13 protein-coding genes are annotated in these 15,286 nt (G+C 60.1%); 7 read left to right on the forward strand and 6 right to left on the reverse strand.

Annotation, left to right across the window (positions count from 1 at the left end):
- Positions 1-31: 31 nt before the first annotated feature.
- Both scpB and BLW03_RS16015 read left to right on the forward strand, forming a co-directional pair.
- Entirely contained in the window at positions 32-1,225 is a 1,194-nt protein-coding gene (gene scpB, locus BLW03_RS16010; RefSeq protein WP_074655054.1) for an SMC-Scp complex subunit ScpB, read from the forward strand.
- On the forward strand, positions 1,182-2,114 hold the full coding sequence (locus BLW03_RS16015; RefSeq protein ID WP_074655055.1) for a pseudouridine synthase: 933 nt from the start codon (positions 1,182-1,184) through the stop codon (positions 2,112-2,114). Before scpB ends, BLW03_RS16015 begins: the two co-directional genes overlap by 44 nt.
- A 228-nt stretch (positions 2,115-2,342) precedes the next feature.
- Here BLW03_RS16015 and BLW03_RS16020 read toward each other — a convergent pair whose 3' ends face one another.
- Positions 2,343-3,302 carry a quinone oxidoreductase family protein gene (locus BLW03_RS16020; protein WP_244502118.1) on the reverse strand — a complete coding sequence of 320 codons (960 nt, stop codon included), beginning with the start codon at positions 3,300-3,302 and terminating at the stop codon, positions 2,343-2,345.
- A gap of 42 nt (positions 3,303-3,344) precedes the next feature.
- Entirely contained in the window at positions 3,345-4,112 is a 768-nt protein-coding gene (locus BLW03_RS16025; RefSeq protein ID WP_244502119.1) for an NIPSNAP family protein, read from the reverse strand.
- Between the two features lie 201 nt (positions 4,113-4,313).
- Here BLW03_RS16025 and msrA point away from each other — a divergent pair, with 201 nt between their 5' ends.
- Complete coding sequence (gene msrA / locus BLW03_RS16030; protein WP_074655057.1) at positions 4,314-4,790, forward strand: peptide-methionine (S)-S-oxide reductase MsrA; 477 nt, start codon at positions 4,314-4,316, stop codon at positions 4,788-4,790.
- Between the two features lie 44 nt (positions 4,791-4,834).
- Here the strand turns inward: msrA and BLW03_RS16035 are convergent, their stop codons facing one another.
- Positions 4,835-5,824 carry a glycosyltransferase family 2 protein gene (locus BLW03_RS16035; protein ID WP_074655058.1) on the reverse strand — a complete coding sequence of 330 codons (990 nt, stop codon included), beginning with the start codon at positions 5,822-5,824 and terminating at the stop codon, positions 4,835-4,837.
- A 103-nt stretch (positions 5,825-5,927) separates the two neighbouring features.
- On the opposite strand from BLW03_RS16035, the gene BLW03_RS16040 reads away from it, so the two are divergent.
- The 3 genes from BLW03_RS16040 to BLW03_RS16050 all read left to right on the forward strand — a co-directional run bounded on the left by BLW03_RS16040 (position 5,928) and on the right by BLW03_RS16050 (position 9,560).
- Positions 5,928-7,331, forward strand: coding sequence for a polysaccharide biosynthesis protein (locus BLW03_RS16040; RefSeq protein WP_074655059.1), 1,404 nt, complete (start codon positions 5,928-5,930; stop codon positions 7,329-7,331).
- On the forward strand, positions 7,324-8,346 hold the full coding sequence (locus BLW03_RS16045) for a glycosyltransferase family 2 protein (protein ID WP_074655060.1): 1,023 nt from the start codon (positions 7,324-7,326) through the stop codon (positions 8,344-8,346). Before BLW03_RS16040 ends, BLW03_RS16045 begins: the two co-directional genes overlap by 8 nt.
- A gap of 152 nt (positions 8,347-8,498) precedes the next feature.
- Positions 8,499-9,560 carry a glycosyltransferase family 2 protein gene (locus tag BLW03_RS16050; protein WP_074655061.1) on the forward strand — a complete coding sequence of 354 codons (1,062 nt, stop codon included), beginning with the start codon at positions 8,499-8,501 and terminating at the stop codon, positions 9,558-9,560.
- Positions 9,561-9,576: 16 nt separating this feature from the next.
- Here the strand turns inward: BLW03_RS16050 and BLW03_RS16055 are convergent, their stop codons facing one another.
- Entirely contained in the window at positions 9,577-10,437 is an 861-nt protein-coding gene (locus BLW03_RS16055; RefSeq protein ID WP_074655062.1) for a glycosyltransferase family protein, read from the reverse strand.
- Positions 10,438-10,908: 471 nt separating this feature from the next.
- Here BLW03_RS16055 and BLW03_RS16060 point away from each other — a divergent pair, with 471 nt between their 5' ends.
- Positions 10,909-12,393, forward strand: a complete 1,485-nt coding sequence (locus BLW03_RS16060; protein WP_074655063.1) for a DEAD/DEAH box helicase — start codon at positions 10,909-10,911, stop codon at positions 12,391-12,393.
- 160 nt (positions 12,394-12,553) lie between these two features.
- Here the strand turns inward: BLW03_RS16060 and BLW03_RS16065 are convergent, their stop codons facing one another.
- Both BLW03_RS16065 and BLW03_RS16070 read right to left on the reverse strand, forming a co-directional pair.
- Positions 12,554-13,006, reverse strand: coding sequence for an NAC family transcription factor (locus BLW03_RS16065; protein ID WP_074655064.1), 453 nt, complete (start codon positions 13,004-13,006; stop codon positions 12,554-12,556).
- Between the two features lie 48 nt (positions 13,007-13,054).
- Positions 13,055-15,274 (reverse strand): outer membrane protein assembly factor BamB family protein, encoded by a 2,220-nt coding sequence (locus BLW03_RS16070; protein WP_074655065.1) that lies wholly within the window; start codon positions 15,272-15,274, stop codon positions 13,055-13,057.
- Positions 15,275-15,286 lie beyond the last annotated feature (12 nt).

The raw sequence follows: 15,286 nt of genomic DNA on the forward strand, positions 1-15,286 counted from the left end.
CGAACCTACAGACGAGCGCAAACCCGAACGAATGAGCCTCAAGTCCAAGATCGAAGCTGTCATCTACGCCTCCGAAGAACCAGTCACACTGCCGCAGCTTGTGGGCCTGCTGGCCGGCGAAGCGCAGGCGGAACTGGATGAGATCGCCGCGAACCAGTCGACGTTGCCGCTGGACGGCGAGCCCGAACAGACAGGCAAGGATGAGCAACAGACCGGACGCAGTGTGCTGGAGGCGGGTACACGTGAGTCGAACGAGGCCGATTCGTCGGAAGAGCAGGCCGTCGATCAGGGCGAAGTCGCTGGCGCTACGCCGGATGGCGCTCCTGTGGAGCCTGAGGCGGTTGCGGAGCTTGATAACTCGGAAGCGACGGCGGAACCGTCCGAACTTGCTGACGAGGGCTTGGAGAGCGTCGAACCGAAGCCGGATACGGAGGCAGAGAAGCGTCTGCAGCGGGACCGCGATCGCGCTGTGCGGGATCACATTCGGCGGGTGTGTGACAGCCTGATCCGCGAGTATGCGGAGAGCGACCGTGGGATTGAGATTCGTGAAGTCGCAAGCGGCTTTCGCATGGGCACCAAGCCCGAATATCACGATGCCGTGCGCGGTTTCGTGAAGAGCCTGAAGCCGGCGCTGAAGCTGACGCTGCCTGCGCTCGAGACTCTTGCCGTTGTGGCTTACAAGCAGCCGGTGACGGCTGCGGAGATCTCAGAAATTCGTGGTGTCGATTCGGCCGGTGTGCTGGGCGGCCTGATGACGCGGAAGCTGATTGCGACGGCCGGCCGCAAGCAGGTGATCGGTCGGCCGATGCTCTACAAGACGACGCGCGATTTCCTATTGCGCTTCGGTCTGAAGGACGTGAACGAGCTGCCGTCGATGGAAGAGTTTGAGCGTATGGCCGGCGAGCTTGCGGAACAGGAAGACCTGCCAATGGATGGCAGCGCGGACGGCATCATCGAAGAAGCGAATGCGCGCGGCGACGCGGAGATGATCCGCGATGTGAATGAGCCTGCGGCTGAGAGTGAAGAGACTCCATCGACGGCTGAGACGCCTGTCGAGACGACAACGAACGATAACGAGGAAGCCACTGCGGAGAGCGCAGCGGGAGGGAACGATGAAGAACAGGGAATCGAAGGACAAGCCGCTGTACGTGCCACAGACGAAGCTGGCGAAGACTCCGGAAGTGAAGAAGATCACATCGAAGGCGTCGAAGAAGTTAAAGCCTAGCGAACCGGAAAAGCCTGCAGGCACGCGTCTGCAGAAGATTCTTGCCGACGCCGGCATCGCCTCTCGCCGCAAGGCTGAGGAACTGATCCTGGAGGGCCGCGTTCAGGTCAATGGCACGGTGATTACCGAGCTGGGGACGCGCGCCGACGCTGCGAAGGATCACATCCGTGTCGATGGCAAGCTGCTTCAGGGCCCTCAGGAGCACCGTTACTTCATGGTGAACAAGCCACGCGGCTACGTGACGACGATGGAAGATCCGGAGCGCCGCGATACGGTTGTCGACCTGTTGAAGGAGTCGGCACGTCTGTCCGGTAAGAAGCTCGATGTGCGGCTGTATCCCGTTGGTCGTCTCGATTACAACTCCGAAGGTCTGCTGCTGATGACGAACGATGGCGACCTTGCCAACTCGTTGTCGAAGGCGGCGAACTCCGTTGAGAAGACGTACCTGGTGAAGGTGGCGGGACGTCCGACCGAGGACTCGATCAACCAGTTGCGCACCGGCGTGATGATCGATCGCGGCCGCCTGGCGGAGACTCGTGGCGAGCGCCGCGATCGTGTGTTGACCGCGCCCGCAAAGGTGGAGCTGGCGCGTGGTGGCGAGAACCCGTGGTACGAGGTCACGCTGACCGAAGGTCGCAATCGTCAGTTGCGCAAGATGTTCGAGGAGATCGGACATCACGTCGAGAAGATTCGCCGCATTGGTTATGGCGCGCTGGTGCTTGATGTTCCGACGGGTGAGTTCCGTGAGCTGACGCCGGGTGAGGTGATGGCCCTGGGCCGCGCTGCGGCCGGTAAGAAGGTCGAGCGGAAGCACAAGCTGCCGGATGCTGCGAAGCTCAAGCAGATGGGCCAGAAGACCGGTTCACGTGGAGCTCGGCCTCGGTTCTAGCAGTGTTGGAAATATTCTTGAGGGCACGGCTCTGGCCATGCCATCTCGATCACCAGAGAGGACCGGGCTTTAGCCGCTGAGGAGAAATCCCTCAGGGACTAAAGCCGTTTCCTTTTGCGAGCGGGGTTGGCGGCTGAAGCCATGCCTCTCCGAAAGATTGCGAACGTCAACTCGTGCGAGCACATCAGGATGTACCTCAGCGGAATTTTGAGAAGACCCTGCGAGCGCTCAGGGAACGAAGACCAATCGCTTCCCGCCCGTATTGCGTGTCCATGCGTTGGTCACATCGCTCAGCGGCACAGTCTCCGTTTCGATAACGAACTTTGTCGTCGCCGCAGCGGCATACATGGTGCGCAAAGATTCCAGGATGGCTTGCGCGGATAGACTGCCGAGGCCGCTGCCGAGTATTTCTACGCCGGACGAGCGCAGGATGTCTGCGGGCAGAGGAATGGTGCGGCCGCTGATAGCGCCGATCTGCACGAAGCGGATGCGGGGTTCGCCGCGCAGCGAGCCGTGACCGCCGCATGCCGTGAGGATGGCGAGTGCTGATGGTCCCCACAGGTAATCGAGTACGACCTGGATGCCACCGCCTTGAACGACCGGATCGAAGCGTTTGGTAAGTTCTTCATCGGTGCCGTTGAGCGAGATGGTCTCGGTGGCACCAAGATCGCGAAGGCCTTCGAGTGCTGCTTCACCGCGACCTGTGGCAACGATACGGGATGCGCCCAGGTACTTTGCGACCTGAATGGCCTGACGGCCCGCGGTGCCGGTGGCCCCGTTGATCAGGACGGCTTCCCCGCTCTGAAAGTTTGCGCGTCCCAGCAGAGAACCCCACGTGGCCAGGCCAGGATTGCCCAGCGCTGCAGCGGTCACGTCATCCAGCGAATCGGGCAGAGCGATGGTGCGTCTACGGTCGACGACAGTCCACTCTGCCATGGAGCCGGTCTCTGGTCCGACAAAGTAGACACGCGTGCCGTCGGGCAGCGTACCGACGCCATCATTGCCGGGGATGGCAGGGAAGACTGGTTCGGAGCTGTAGTGCGTACCGCTTGCCTGTCCCCGTACCAGGTTAGTCAATGCTGCAGCCTTCACCCGTACCAGAACGTCGTCTTCGGTGGGTTCCGGTTGTTCGATCTCGCCGTAGCGTGGGGAAACTCCAAAGCGGTCGACCAGTGCTGCATGCATCATGCTCATACGCAGCAGATGCGTGCAGCACTGGGATGGCGTCAACTAAATCTGCGATGACGCTAATGGGCTTAGGTAAAGGTTTGTGATGTTGTTCACGATATCTGCATCGCTCAGGCCCGGGCGGTGCGAGATCTCTTTCCATTCTGGTGAACTGCCGAAGACGGACCAGTTGGCGCTGAGTGTCGGGAGATCCGGGAAGGTGAGCATGTACGTCAGCGACGGTAGGCGCGTGCCTGCGAGATTGTGGCCGAAGAAGACGGGGGTGAGTCCGGACTTCTGGAAGATGGCAATCTCGCCACCTTCGAACATTCCAACCTTCTTGGCGTGCGCTGCGTAGCTTGGGCTCTCGTACGTGCGGAGCTGGAAGATGCGCTTGGTGGGCTTGGGTGCGATGAGCTTCGGGAAGCCGTTGAAGGCGCCCATCATTGAAACTTCGGATCGCTGGAAGGCGGTGGCGGTCGCAGGCGCTGCCCAGAACTCTGCAGCGGCCTTGCTAAACTCGGCATAGTCTGGCAGGCGCATGTCGAGCGTCAGCAGCATCTCGGCGGATGTGGACGGGATAAGCGCGTAGTAGGTCGGTGTCTCTGGACCGATGTCAATCTTGAAGGTGCCGACGCGGTCGATGCCCATGCGGTTTAGCGCGGGGATCAGCGCATGCGCAAAGTAGTTTTGCACCATGGTGGTCTGTGGGCCGTTGCGCAGCTCGTAACGCCGCAGCTGGTAGAACTCCCTGGGTGCTGCCGGTGCCTGTGCCATACCTTGTCCCTCAACCATTGCCATCGCGGGCAACGAAGCTGCAGCCGTTGCCATGAACTTTCTTCTGTCCAATGTCGTCCTCCGGGCACAGCGTAAAGGCGTGCCGCACTGCTCACAATACCAGCGGTTGCGCGTCCGTGCGGTCATCGTCTTTTCACCTTCAAGGTGGGTGACAAATGAGGGTCTGTGGCATCAAAATGCCTGTGCTGGATCGGGGGCTGCACTGCCGCGGTCCGGTAGCAGGAGGTAGTTGTAGTGGCAAAGGCAATCGCAACATTTGCTGCGGGATGCTTCTGGGGCGTGGAAGCGCGCTTGGATGAGATTCCCGGAGTTCTGGAAACATCCGTTGGATACGAGGGTGGCACGATCGATCACCCAACTTACAAAGATGTCTGTACCGGCAGTACCGGTCATGCAGAGGCTGTGCAGATAACCTACGATCCATCGCGAGTGAGTTATGACGCACTGCTGGATCAGTTCTTTTCCCTGCATGATCCAACCCAATTGAATCGACAGGGTCCTGATTTTGGTACGCAGTATCGGAGTGCCGTGTTTGTGCACGATGAGCAGCAGTGGCGCGAGGCGAGGGAGAAGATCGCAGATCTGAATGCAGCGGGAGTCTTTCGCCAGCCGATCGCTACAGCCATCGAGCCTGCGGGAACCTTCTGGAAGGCAGAGGAATATCACCAGAAGTACCTTGAGAAGCGCGGCATGGTGGCTTGTCACATTTGAGCAAACGAGCAGTCAAAGATAAGTGGTGGAGATGCTTCCACCACTTACTTCGTGCGCAGTAAGTCAATGACCTGGGCGATGCGGCGTTGTTTGTCCGGCCGCCAAAGTCCCAGTCGCGACGTAGTTATCAGTCGCTCAATCCTCGGCAAGTCCCACATACTCAGAAAGCCTTCGACAACGGCACGCCGCTCGGCCGTCATCTCCGCGCCATAAAGTTCGAGCAGCGACTGCGCTTGTGCGCGGTCCGCACGGTATTGCTTTCGCCGTGCAGCGACGCCTTCCTCGCTGACAAAGCGTCCGATTTTTTGGCCCAGCGACTTCTCACCCACGACTGCACCGACGACATTGCTGGCGTGCTGGCGGTAGAGCACGGTCGCGCGCGGGACGGCAGTCATAGCGCCAAGGCTGCTCGCGAGAAGTGCAGCCCAGTGGTCGTGCATCTGTGCGGTTGCAGGCATCGTCTTCATGCGATCAATGAGCGCACGATTCAGCAGAGCACTGCATCCGGTGACGACGTTCTCTGAGAGCAGGCCCGCAAGAGTTGGGCGCGGTGCTTGAGCAAGGCTGTTGCTCTGCCACAGAGATTCGCTTACCGTCGCGAGTCGCTCATCGACCACGCGAAGGTCGGTATAGACAAGCAGTGGAGTCTGCACTCCATGTTGTTCCTCCATGGCAAGCATGCGTGCCATGCTGACGGCGAGCTTGTCCGGTATCCAGAGGTCATCCTGATCACAGAAGGCGGCATAGGCGCCTGTCGCTGCCTGAAGCAGAAGACCGAAGTTACCGCGAGCAGTACCGGTGCGCACGTCGTCCTGCAGTACTTCAAAACGGTTAGGGAGTGCGCTGGCGTACTCTGCCAGCACTTCCTGCGTGCCGTCCCCGGAGCCATCATCGCGCGCAAGGATGTGGACCGCTATACCTTGCTGTTCGAGTACAGAATCGATCTGCTCCCGCAGGAAACGGGCACCGTTATAGGTAGCCAAGAGCACTTGAACGGCTGGCACGGCATCGGGGGCATGTGCGGAGGCAGACACAGATCTATAGTAGCGGCGTCGAGACGGAGGCCTGGAACGGAGCCTGCTGCCAGCGCTGGTACCATGGAGTTGCCTCCTCCCCCTGGAGAACCATCGCAAAAATATGTCTGCAATAGAACCAGCTGAAGTCAATCAGATCACTGCCGTAGAGCCATTGGTTACGCCGTCGTTGCTTCGTCGCGCATTGCAGGCCACAGGTATTGATCGCGCTATCGGTTACACCATCCTGGCGCGTGGCTGGGCGTCGATCGCAGGCCTTGTTTCGGTCGCACTGATCGCGCGGACGTTCAGCCGGGCCGAGCAAGGGTATTACTACACGTTTGGCTCCCTTGTCGCGTTGCAGATCATCTTCGAGCTTGGCTTCTCCGTGGTCATTCTGCAGTTGGCATCGCATGAAGTGGCGCATTTGAAGATTGACCCCAGCGGGTTGATCGTGGGTGAGGCACGTCCGCACCGCAGGCTGGCTTCGGTGCTTCAGAAGGCCGTGGTCTGGTACGGAGCCGCTGGACTGTTAATGCTTGCGGTGTTGTTGCCGGTCGGCTGGCATTTCTTCGCCACGAGTCCCGGCGCCGGCACGGTAGCGTGGCGAGCGCCATGGACCTGTGTAGTCCTGGCATCGTGTCTTACTTTTCAGATCGATCCGATCTTCTCATTCCTGGAAGGTTGTGGAATGGTCAAGCGCATCGCGATGATGCGTTGGCAGCAGGCGGTTGCGGGTTCACTGCTGTCGTGGGGCATCATGCTGTTGCACCATGGGCTGTTCTCGCCTGCGCTGGTGATCGGCGCGCAGGCAGGCGTGGGCTTCTACTTCCTCTTTCGTAACCGACGCCTGTTGCTGGGGCTGCTGCGGCACAATGCCGGAGAAGACGCGATCGTGTGGGGCACGGAAGTTTGGCCCTTTCAATGGCGCATCGCGATCTCGTATGGCTGCGGCTTCATCATCTTCCAACTGTTTAATCCTGCGCTGCTCCGCTTCTATGGGCCGGTCGTAGCAGGGCAGATGGGTATGTCGCTCAGCATCACAAACTCACTGGCAGCGGTTGGCATGTCATGGCTCAGCACGAAGGCAGCACCGTTTGGTTCGCTGATTGCGCGCCGCGAGTTTGTGGAGCTTGACCGCCTGTTCATGCGCTCTGTTGTGCAGAGTCTTGTACTGCTTGTTTGCGGATCTCTGGTGATCTGGACCGTGGACGTGGAACTGGTGCGGATGGGTGTGCCCTTTGCCAAGCGCCTGCTGGCTCCGTTGCCGTTTGGCCTGCTGCTGCTGAATATGTGTGGGAACCAGGTCTCATCTTCAATCGGCATCTACCTGCGGGCACACAAGCAGGAGAAGCTGCTGATCACGTCTATTCTGGGTGCGGTTGTTATCGGCATTTCAACGGTCACGCTGGGGCGCTGGTACGGCGCGATTGGCATGACGACCGGGCAGCTTGGTGCCACTCTCGTCATCGGCATCGGCATCAGCGGATACATATTCCAGAAGTACCGGAGAATTTGGCATGCCTGAAGATGCTCGGCCGCTGCTGACAATTGCGATTCCCACTTACAATCGCGCCGTTGAACTGAAGATGCTATTGGAATATCTCGCGCCTCAGTTAACGAACCGCAGAGAAGTGGAGCTACTGATATTTGATAACGCGTCACCTGACGATACGCAGCAGGTAGTGGAAGCGTATCTCAAGGCTGGCCTGCAGTGCTCCTACATCCGAAGGCCAGAGAACGTGGGGCCGGACGGTAATTTTTTGGATTGCTACGGGCAAGCGAAAGGTAAGTTCGTTTGGGTTTTTGGCGATGATGACGTAATTTTTCCTGGCAGCATAGAGCGCATTCTGCAAGTGCTGAGGGTTCCGGATGTGGATCTGGTCTTCGTGCCGGCTGAGGGGTTCGTTGCGCGGCCAGATGAGCGCGTCAGACCGGACGCTGAAGCATCCGCAAGTCTGTATCGGTCGGCTTTGGATTTCATTACTGCGGTGAGTCATGTCGGTGATCTGGCACTTATCTCCGCAATCATTGTGAATAAGGATCGCGTGGAGGACTTTCCCCATCGGGATTTCAGAGAAGGTGCAGGATCCTATTTGATCCAACTAGGTTGGACCTTCAGTTGCGTAAAGAATCTGCGGAGTGCTGTTGTCTTTTGCAAGGGCCTGATCGCCACCTGCGAGAAGGCAGCGTCGCGCCCGTTTGACATGGTTGAGGTTTTCGGAAAGCACTGGAAAGAGCAGGCGCAGCGCTTTTTGGGGGAGGGCACGCCGCTGTACGATGCCGTGATTCGTCGGCAATTGGACTCGTGGTTCGCGAATAACTGGATACGTCTTCGAGAACAGGGCTACGCTATGAATACCGCGGATCCTCCAGGCCAGATGCGTCAGGATTACGGAGATAGAGTTCTGTACTGGCTGATGATCTACCCACTGTTGGTGTGGCCTTTACCACTTGCAAGAGTGTGGAAGAAGGGGATTCGCGGCGTCCGCTACTTCAATCGGCGTTGGACCAACAGGAAGGCCACGGTCGTCCCCGTCTAGGTAACGCAGCGGATGCGTCCTGACGCGGCCAGCGTGGCGAAAGCGCCTGTACCGCATGGTTGTCATGCATCTGCGACTGAATGGACGTTTCCGCTGCCATTGCAGAAATCGAATTGTTCTAAGTCCGGCATTTGTCGAAGAGGAGAATTGACATGAGCGAGCATCGACCTCTTCTTACCATTGCGATTCCGACGTTCAATCGGGCGGTATTCTTGCAGGAATTGCTCGAATTACTGGTGCCACAGTTAGAGAATGTGGCTGACATCGAGTTGATCGTCTGTAACAACGCATCGACGGACAGTACGACGGAGGTCGTCGACGCTTATCTTCCAGCCGGGGATCAGCGGTTCCGCAGGATCGTGAACGAGAGCAATATCGGCTCTGACGCAAACTTCGTAAAGTGCTTTCGCGAAGCGCGCGGAAAGTATTTCTGGCTCTTCGGGGACGACGACATCATTCGTCCTGGTGCCATCGCATGCATCATGGGACACTTGCGCTCCGGCGAGTACGATCTTGTCTATTTCGAGCCACATGGCTTCCTGCAGGACTGGCGTGAGGAATTCGCGCCTGTCTCCGACGGGCGGACGTTCCAGGTCTTCCGTTCCGGCCGATCGATGGCACTGATCATGGGGACCATGGTTGCCTTCATCACAGCGACCTTGGTGAACCGTGACCGGGCACTTCAGGTGATCGAGGAACAACCGGAAGACTTCATCGGAACAGCGCTTGTTCACCTCAGTTGGCTTTTCCCGTTGCTTGCCAATCATCGGCAGAGCCTGTGCCTTTGGGAGCGCTGGGTAACCGGTCGAAGCATGAACTCCATGTTTAACGTGGTGGAGATTTTCGGGCGGCGCTTCGGCCAGATCGCACGTCGTCTCCTTCGTCGCCGACCGCAGCTTGCGCGTATCTTCATCAACGGTACGCTGCGCGGGTGGTTTCCGAGCATGATTCTGGAGATGCGGGCCTACCAGTTGAAGAATGACAACTATGGTCTTTCGGAGACAGAGATCGGGATGAAGCAGTTGTTTTGGAAGAACCCACGCTTCTGGCTTTTTGTTTATCCCGCGTTGAAGTTGCCTCTGCCCATAGCGTCGCGCGTCCTCGCGGCTCAGCAACGTCTAGAAGTTGTCACAACGACGATCCTTCGTCCCGGTAAGCTGGTCACAAAGATCCAGCGCATGGTCAGACAACGCCGCGCCAACGCGTCGCGGTAGAGAACGGACGGGAAGATCAGCCAGTCATCCGGACCTGCAGCGCGGCCTTCAGTGTGCGCCAGGCGAGCTGGAAGTGCCTGTGCCGGATGGCTGCGTTCGCGGTCGCACGTAGCAGTTTGCGGCGATACCACCGGAGTTCTTCGGGTGTGCCGTAGCGACGGTAGTAGAGCGCCTCTGCGGCAAGTCCGTTGGCGTGGCGTGCCAGGTAGGCCGGGCTGTTTGGCTCGGGTGCTGCGTTCGATGAGAGTGTGTGGAGGATGCTGGCGTTCATCAGGAAGACGCGTCCGCCGTGCTCGCGCAGAAGGTGGAAGACTGCGTGGTCCAGGTAGTCCAGCCAGAAGTCTTCCGGAAAACCGCCGATCGCGATCAGACTGCTGACCCGCATCAAGGCGCCGGAGTTGTAGATGTGCTGCCCACGGTTCTCCAGCAGGCCACTGGCATTGAGCGGGAGCGGCGTCCATGTCTTCGTGCAGATGCCCATGTGCGGCGATTGCACCATGCCGTTCTCGACAAGTTTTGGCACGATGGCGACGACACCCTCGTCATCGGCGAGCTCTGCCGCGCGGCGACCGACCTCCTCGAAGTAGTCCGCCGTCAGGTGTGTGTCCTGGTCGAGCAGCATCAGCCACGTTGCACCGTTCTGGCTGGCGCGCTGCAGGGCAAGGTTGTAGCTCTTCGCCAGACCGGGATTTTCGGGCTGCGCGAGGTAGGGGCCCTGGAAGTCGGCGGGCGGCGCGCCTGGCGTACCGGGGGTGTTGTCGCAGACCATGAGGTCCGCCGTCGCACTGAAGCCGGCAGCGTTCCAGGCGTTATAGGTCCCGCTGTCCTGCAGACGCATTCGGTAGAGAACAAGGACGGCCTGGATCTGCTTAGACATCGCTTCCTCATCGTAAGGCAGTGATGCCTTTCGGGGCCGAAGCCTCTTTCGTTCGCTATGCGGCAGATCTCTGCTATACTAAGTCGCAGAGCAGAATGATGCTCTGTACGTCGCGGGAACGGCCCAATGTGGATTCGGGCTGGCCAGAGACTGCGATGTTCTATCCCACCGCTGTATGCCATCCCTCGAACATATGAGAGGGAAGCGTTGGTTGCTCTGGCTTGAAGGTCACCTGAGCTCTTGGAATGAGGCTGCGCGAGCGGTTTCATGTGGGAGATACAGGATCGGGACCTCGCCCTTGCAGCAGCACAGCGCCCATACGACTTCCAAGTCACAACGGGTTCATGCTGAAAGCGATCCATGGTGTTGCGCCCCCGCCAAGGGAGCCGGAACACACCTGCATCACAGCATCGATTGGCAGGCAGGCCGCCCAATGACGGAGCGCGTCGCCGCATACATAAGAAAGATCCTTTGAATACTGGAAACACTGCAGTCGCTGAGAACAACGTTCCCGCCACCACCGCAGCTCCCACCACCCCTGAAGTTTTCTTCAACGATTTCGCGATCTCGCAACAGCTGAAGGATCGCCTGGCTGTCGCGAAGTACATCACGCCGACGCCCGTACAGGCGCGCGCAATCCCTCCGGCATTGGAAGGCCGCGACGTTCTTGCGACTGCCGCAACCGGCACCGGTAAGACCCTCAGCTTCCTGATCCCGATGATTCACCGCATGGACGTGAATCCCGCGCCGGCGCCGGTGCAGCAGGGCAAGCGCACCATCAAGCCCATCCGCTCGCTGATCCTGCTGCCCACGCGCGAGCTGGCGATGCAGGTGCTTGAGAACTACTCCAAGATTCAACCCCAGGCGAAGCACGAATCTGTCCTCGTCTGCGGTGGCCTCAGCGAAGGCGCCCAGCTGGATGCGCTGCGCCGTGGACCCCGTCTTGTGGTCGCAACGCCCGGCCGTCTTGAGGATTACCTGAAGCGCGGTGAGATCAGCCTGCGCAACGTGGAGATGCTTGTTCTGGACGAAGTCGACCGCATGTTGGACATGGGCTTCCTGCCCGCGATCCGCCGCATTGTGGGCGCTCTGCCGAAGACGCGCCAGACCATGTGCTACTCCGCAACGCTGGATGCAAATATCACCGAGATCGTTCGCGACTATGTGAACAAGCCGGTTCGCATCGAGGTTGGCACCACCTCCAAGCCGAACGAGCGTGTTGAGTTGCGTGCGCACATCGTCATGCAGGACCAGAAGCTGAGCCTGCTTGAGAAGATGCTGCAGGAAGAGGCCGGCACCTACCTTGTGTTCTCGCGCACGAAGCATGGCGCTGACCGTATCGGCCGCAAGCTGGAAAAGCTGGGTCACGAGGTCAGCATCATCCACGGTGATCGTTCACAGTCGCAGCGTTCGGCTGCACTGAAGGCCTTCGCCACGGGTAAGAGCCGCGTTCTCGTCGCAACCGACGTTGCTGCTCGCGGTATCGACATCAAGCACATCGCGCACGTCGTCAACTACGACCTGCCGGGTGCCAGCGATGACTTCGTGCACCGCATCGGCCGTACGGGCCGCGCGTCTGCAACCGGTATCGCAACCACGTTCGTCATGCCCCAGGAGCGCAGCGATGCGCGCAAGATGGAGCGCGAACTGAAGATCCAGTTTGACTGGCGCGATACGGACAAGAACCTTGCCAAGGAAGAGCGCAACTCGCCCATCGACACAGGTCGTGCAGGCGACCTGATGACGCTGGAAACGCGTGCATGGAAGACCAGCCCTGATGGCAGCCACCTGCAGGACACGACGGTCCCGTCGCGCTCGTCGCATGGCGGTGGACGTGGTGGTAACGGCGGTGGATCGTCCAACGGTGGCGGCTTCGGTCGTCGTCGCCCGGGCGGCAGCGGCGGTAGCAGCAATGGCGGCCGCAGCGGCGGCGGTGCTGGACGTCGCGGCCGCTAACTGCCGGTAGCTTCGTTCGAATCTTTATGTAAAAGAGAAAGGCGCCCGCAAAAAGGGCGCTCTTCTCTTTTTGTGGAGATGGTTTTCGTGTGATGGTTTGGCATACCCCCGCTGCGCTGCGGGATGCCAACGTCATGAAGAGAGAAGTCTGTCGACAGGCCTATTTGCTGTACATGTAGGTGCCGCAGAGCGAGGTGCTGGTGTTCAGATCCTCTGCTTTCATCTTGGGGACGGCCGATCCTGAGAAGAACGCAACCTGCAGATCCTTTCCTGTGCGGTAGGTCGCCATGTACTGCGTTGGTTCGGCACCGCAGAGCGTGTTCTTATGTAGGAAAGTCTTTTCGCCGGGGATGTTGAGCCGGTACAGGTTGCCACCGGATTCGGTGGCGTCTGCGTTGAAGACGCCGTTGATCTCGGCTGGTTCCAGCGTGCGAATCTGCGCGATGGTAATGCCGGTGAAGTTCATGGTGAGGCGTTCGCCCCGCAGCACGATGTCGCCCGTGATCGATTTCGCGGTCTTGCTGGTGGCCTTCCAGTAGCCGTCGTCCTGGGCCATCGCCGGAAGGGCTGCTGCGAGCAGCAGGGTCATCGCGCTGAGATTTCTCAATGTCATCGATTGAGCATGACATCCGCAGATGGTGCAGGGCAATGTCGCCGGGCCTTATGGCAGCGCGAAGGCGACATAACGCGCTCCCTGCTTCGCCTTTGGATTACGTGCGCTGCTGGTTGCGATCACTACGTATTGCTTGCCGTCGACCATGTAGGTAGCCGGCGTGGCGTTGCCGGCGAAGTCCATCGTGTACTCCCACAGCAGCCTGCCGGACTTCGCATCGAAGGCGCGCATCTTGTTGTCGAAGTTGGTTGCGCCGATGAAGAGCAGGCCGCTGGCCGTCAGCACCGGGCCACCATAGTTCTCGCTGCCCGTGTCTTTCATCCCCTTCGCGGCAAGCTCCGGGTACTGGCCCAGGGGGACCTTCCAGAGGTACTTGCCGGTGTTCAGGTCCACGGCCGAGAACGTGCCCCACGGCCCTGCGATGGCCGGATAGCCGTCGGGGTCCAGAAACTTCCTGTAGCCGGTGAAGCGGAACTTCGCGACGGGGCCGGTGGTTGAGCTGGAACCGGGTGGCAGCTCTTCCTTGTCGCTGCGGTCGGGGACAGGTAGCGGTTGGGCCGGTCCGGTAACGCCAATGGCGCGGCCCTCCGGCTCTTTGCCGGTGCGGACGAAGGCCAGCAGGGCCGTCAGGGTCTCGCCGCCCAGGCCAGAGAAGCTGGGCATGCGGCCACGGCCATCGTGGATGACCGTGGTCATCTGTTCGGGTGTCAAGGTTCTGCCTGCGTCGATCAGCGAAGGAAACGTCGGCGGCTGTCCTTTGCGGTCGGCACCGTGGCAGGCCGCGCACTGGCTGCCGTAGGTGGCGGCGCCCAGGCCTGCTGCCGTCACTTCTGTCAGACCGCCTGTCCAGGCAATGTCATTCGCGTTGAGGTACATCACGCCGGTTCGTGGGTCGGCAGCTTCACCGCCCCACTCTGCACCGCCGTCAAAGCCGGGGAAGATCACCGTCTGTCTGCCCACGCTGAGCGGTACAAACTGACCGTCGCTGATGAAGGTGCCAAACTCCTTTACGGCCCATGCATGGGCTTCGGGCGTTCGCTGGGTGAGCATGTCCGCGGTCAGGCGTTGACGCGCATAAGGCTCGATGGCGACAGACATAGGCTGCGTGGGCGAGGCAACTTCGCCGGGTGTGGTGCTGGCCGGGAAGGGCTTCTCTTCAATCGGAAAGAGCGGTTTTCCGGAGACTCGGTCGAAGACGAAAATCTGACCGTGCTTGGTGGTTTGCGCGATGGCGTCTACCATCTTGCCGTCGTGCTTCAGCGTCAGCAGCACGGGGGGCGCGGGGAAGTCGCGATCCCACAGGTCGTGGTGGACAGCCTGGAAGTGCCACAGCAGCTTGCCGGTGTTGGCATCGAGCGCAAGCAGCGAGTTGGCGTAGAGGTCATCGCCAATGCGGTCGGCTCCGTAGAAGTCCGTGACAGCAGAGCCGGTGGGCGCGTAAAAGATGCCGCGCTTCTCATCGAGCACGCCGCCCGTCCAGTTGTTTGCGCCGCCGGTGTACTTCCATGCGTCCTTCGGCCATGTCTCATAGCCGGGCTCACCGGGGTGCGGAATGGTGTGGAAGCTCCACCGCATGGCGCCGGTATGGACGTCGTAGGCGCGGATGTCGCCGTGGGGCGACGGCTCTGCTTCGCCTGTGCGAAAGCCCATGATGATCAGGTCTTTGTAGACAGTGCCGGGCGTGGTGATGGCGACGGTCCCTGCGGGCGACTCTGCACCGAGGTTGTTGCGGAGGTCGATGCAGCCCTTGTTGCCGAAGGTCTCGATGGGCTTGCCGGTATCGGGATTGAGCGCCCATAGCGCGTAGAGCGTTTGCGCGAAGAGGATCCTGCTCCTGCCGTCAACGCTGGTCCAGAAGCTGAAGCCACGGTCGGGCTGGCCGGTCCTGATGCCGGAGTCGAAGCTCCAGAGCTGCTTACCAGTCGCCGCGTCCAGTGCCACGACCTTCTGGCTGGGCGTGTACGCGAAGAGAGTGCGGCCGACGATAAGCGGGTGTGTCTGGAGGCCGGTCGTCTCGCCGGTGTCATACGTCCACGCTACCTGAAGTTTCTTCACATTCGCTGGAGTGATCTGCGTCAGCGGTGAGTACCTGTCGCCTGTCTTGCTGCCACCGTAGACCGGCCAATCGACGGTCTTCGTCGTCGCTGGGGCGCCAGCCAGCGCCGGCGTCGGTGGGTACGCGGTGACGGCCAGAATGGAGGCTGCAAGGACGGCGAAAGATGCTGCGAGGAGCGGACGTTTCGGAGCAGCCGGGAAGGGGAGACGCATCGCGGCTTGATT

The sequence above is a fragment of the Terriglobus roseus genome (assembly GCF_900105625.1).
Classification (GTDB): Bacteria; Acidobacteriota; Terriglobia; order Terriglobales; family Acidobacteriaceae; genus Terriglobus; species Terriglobus roseus_B.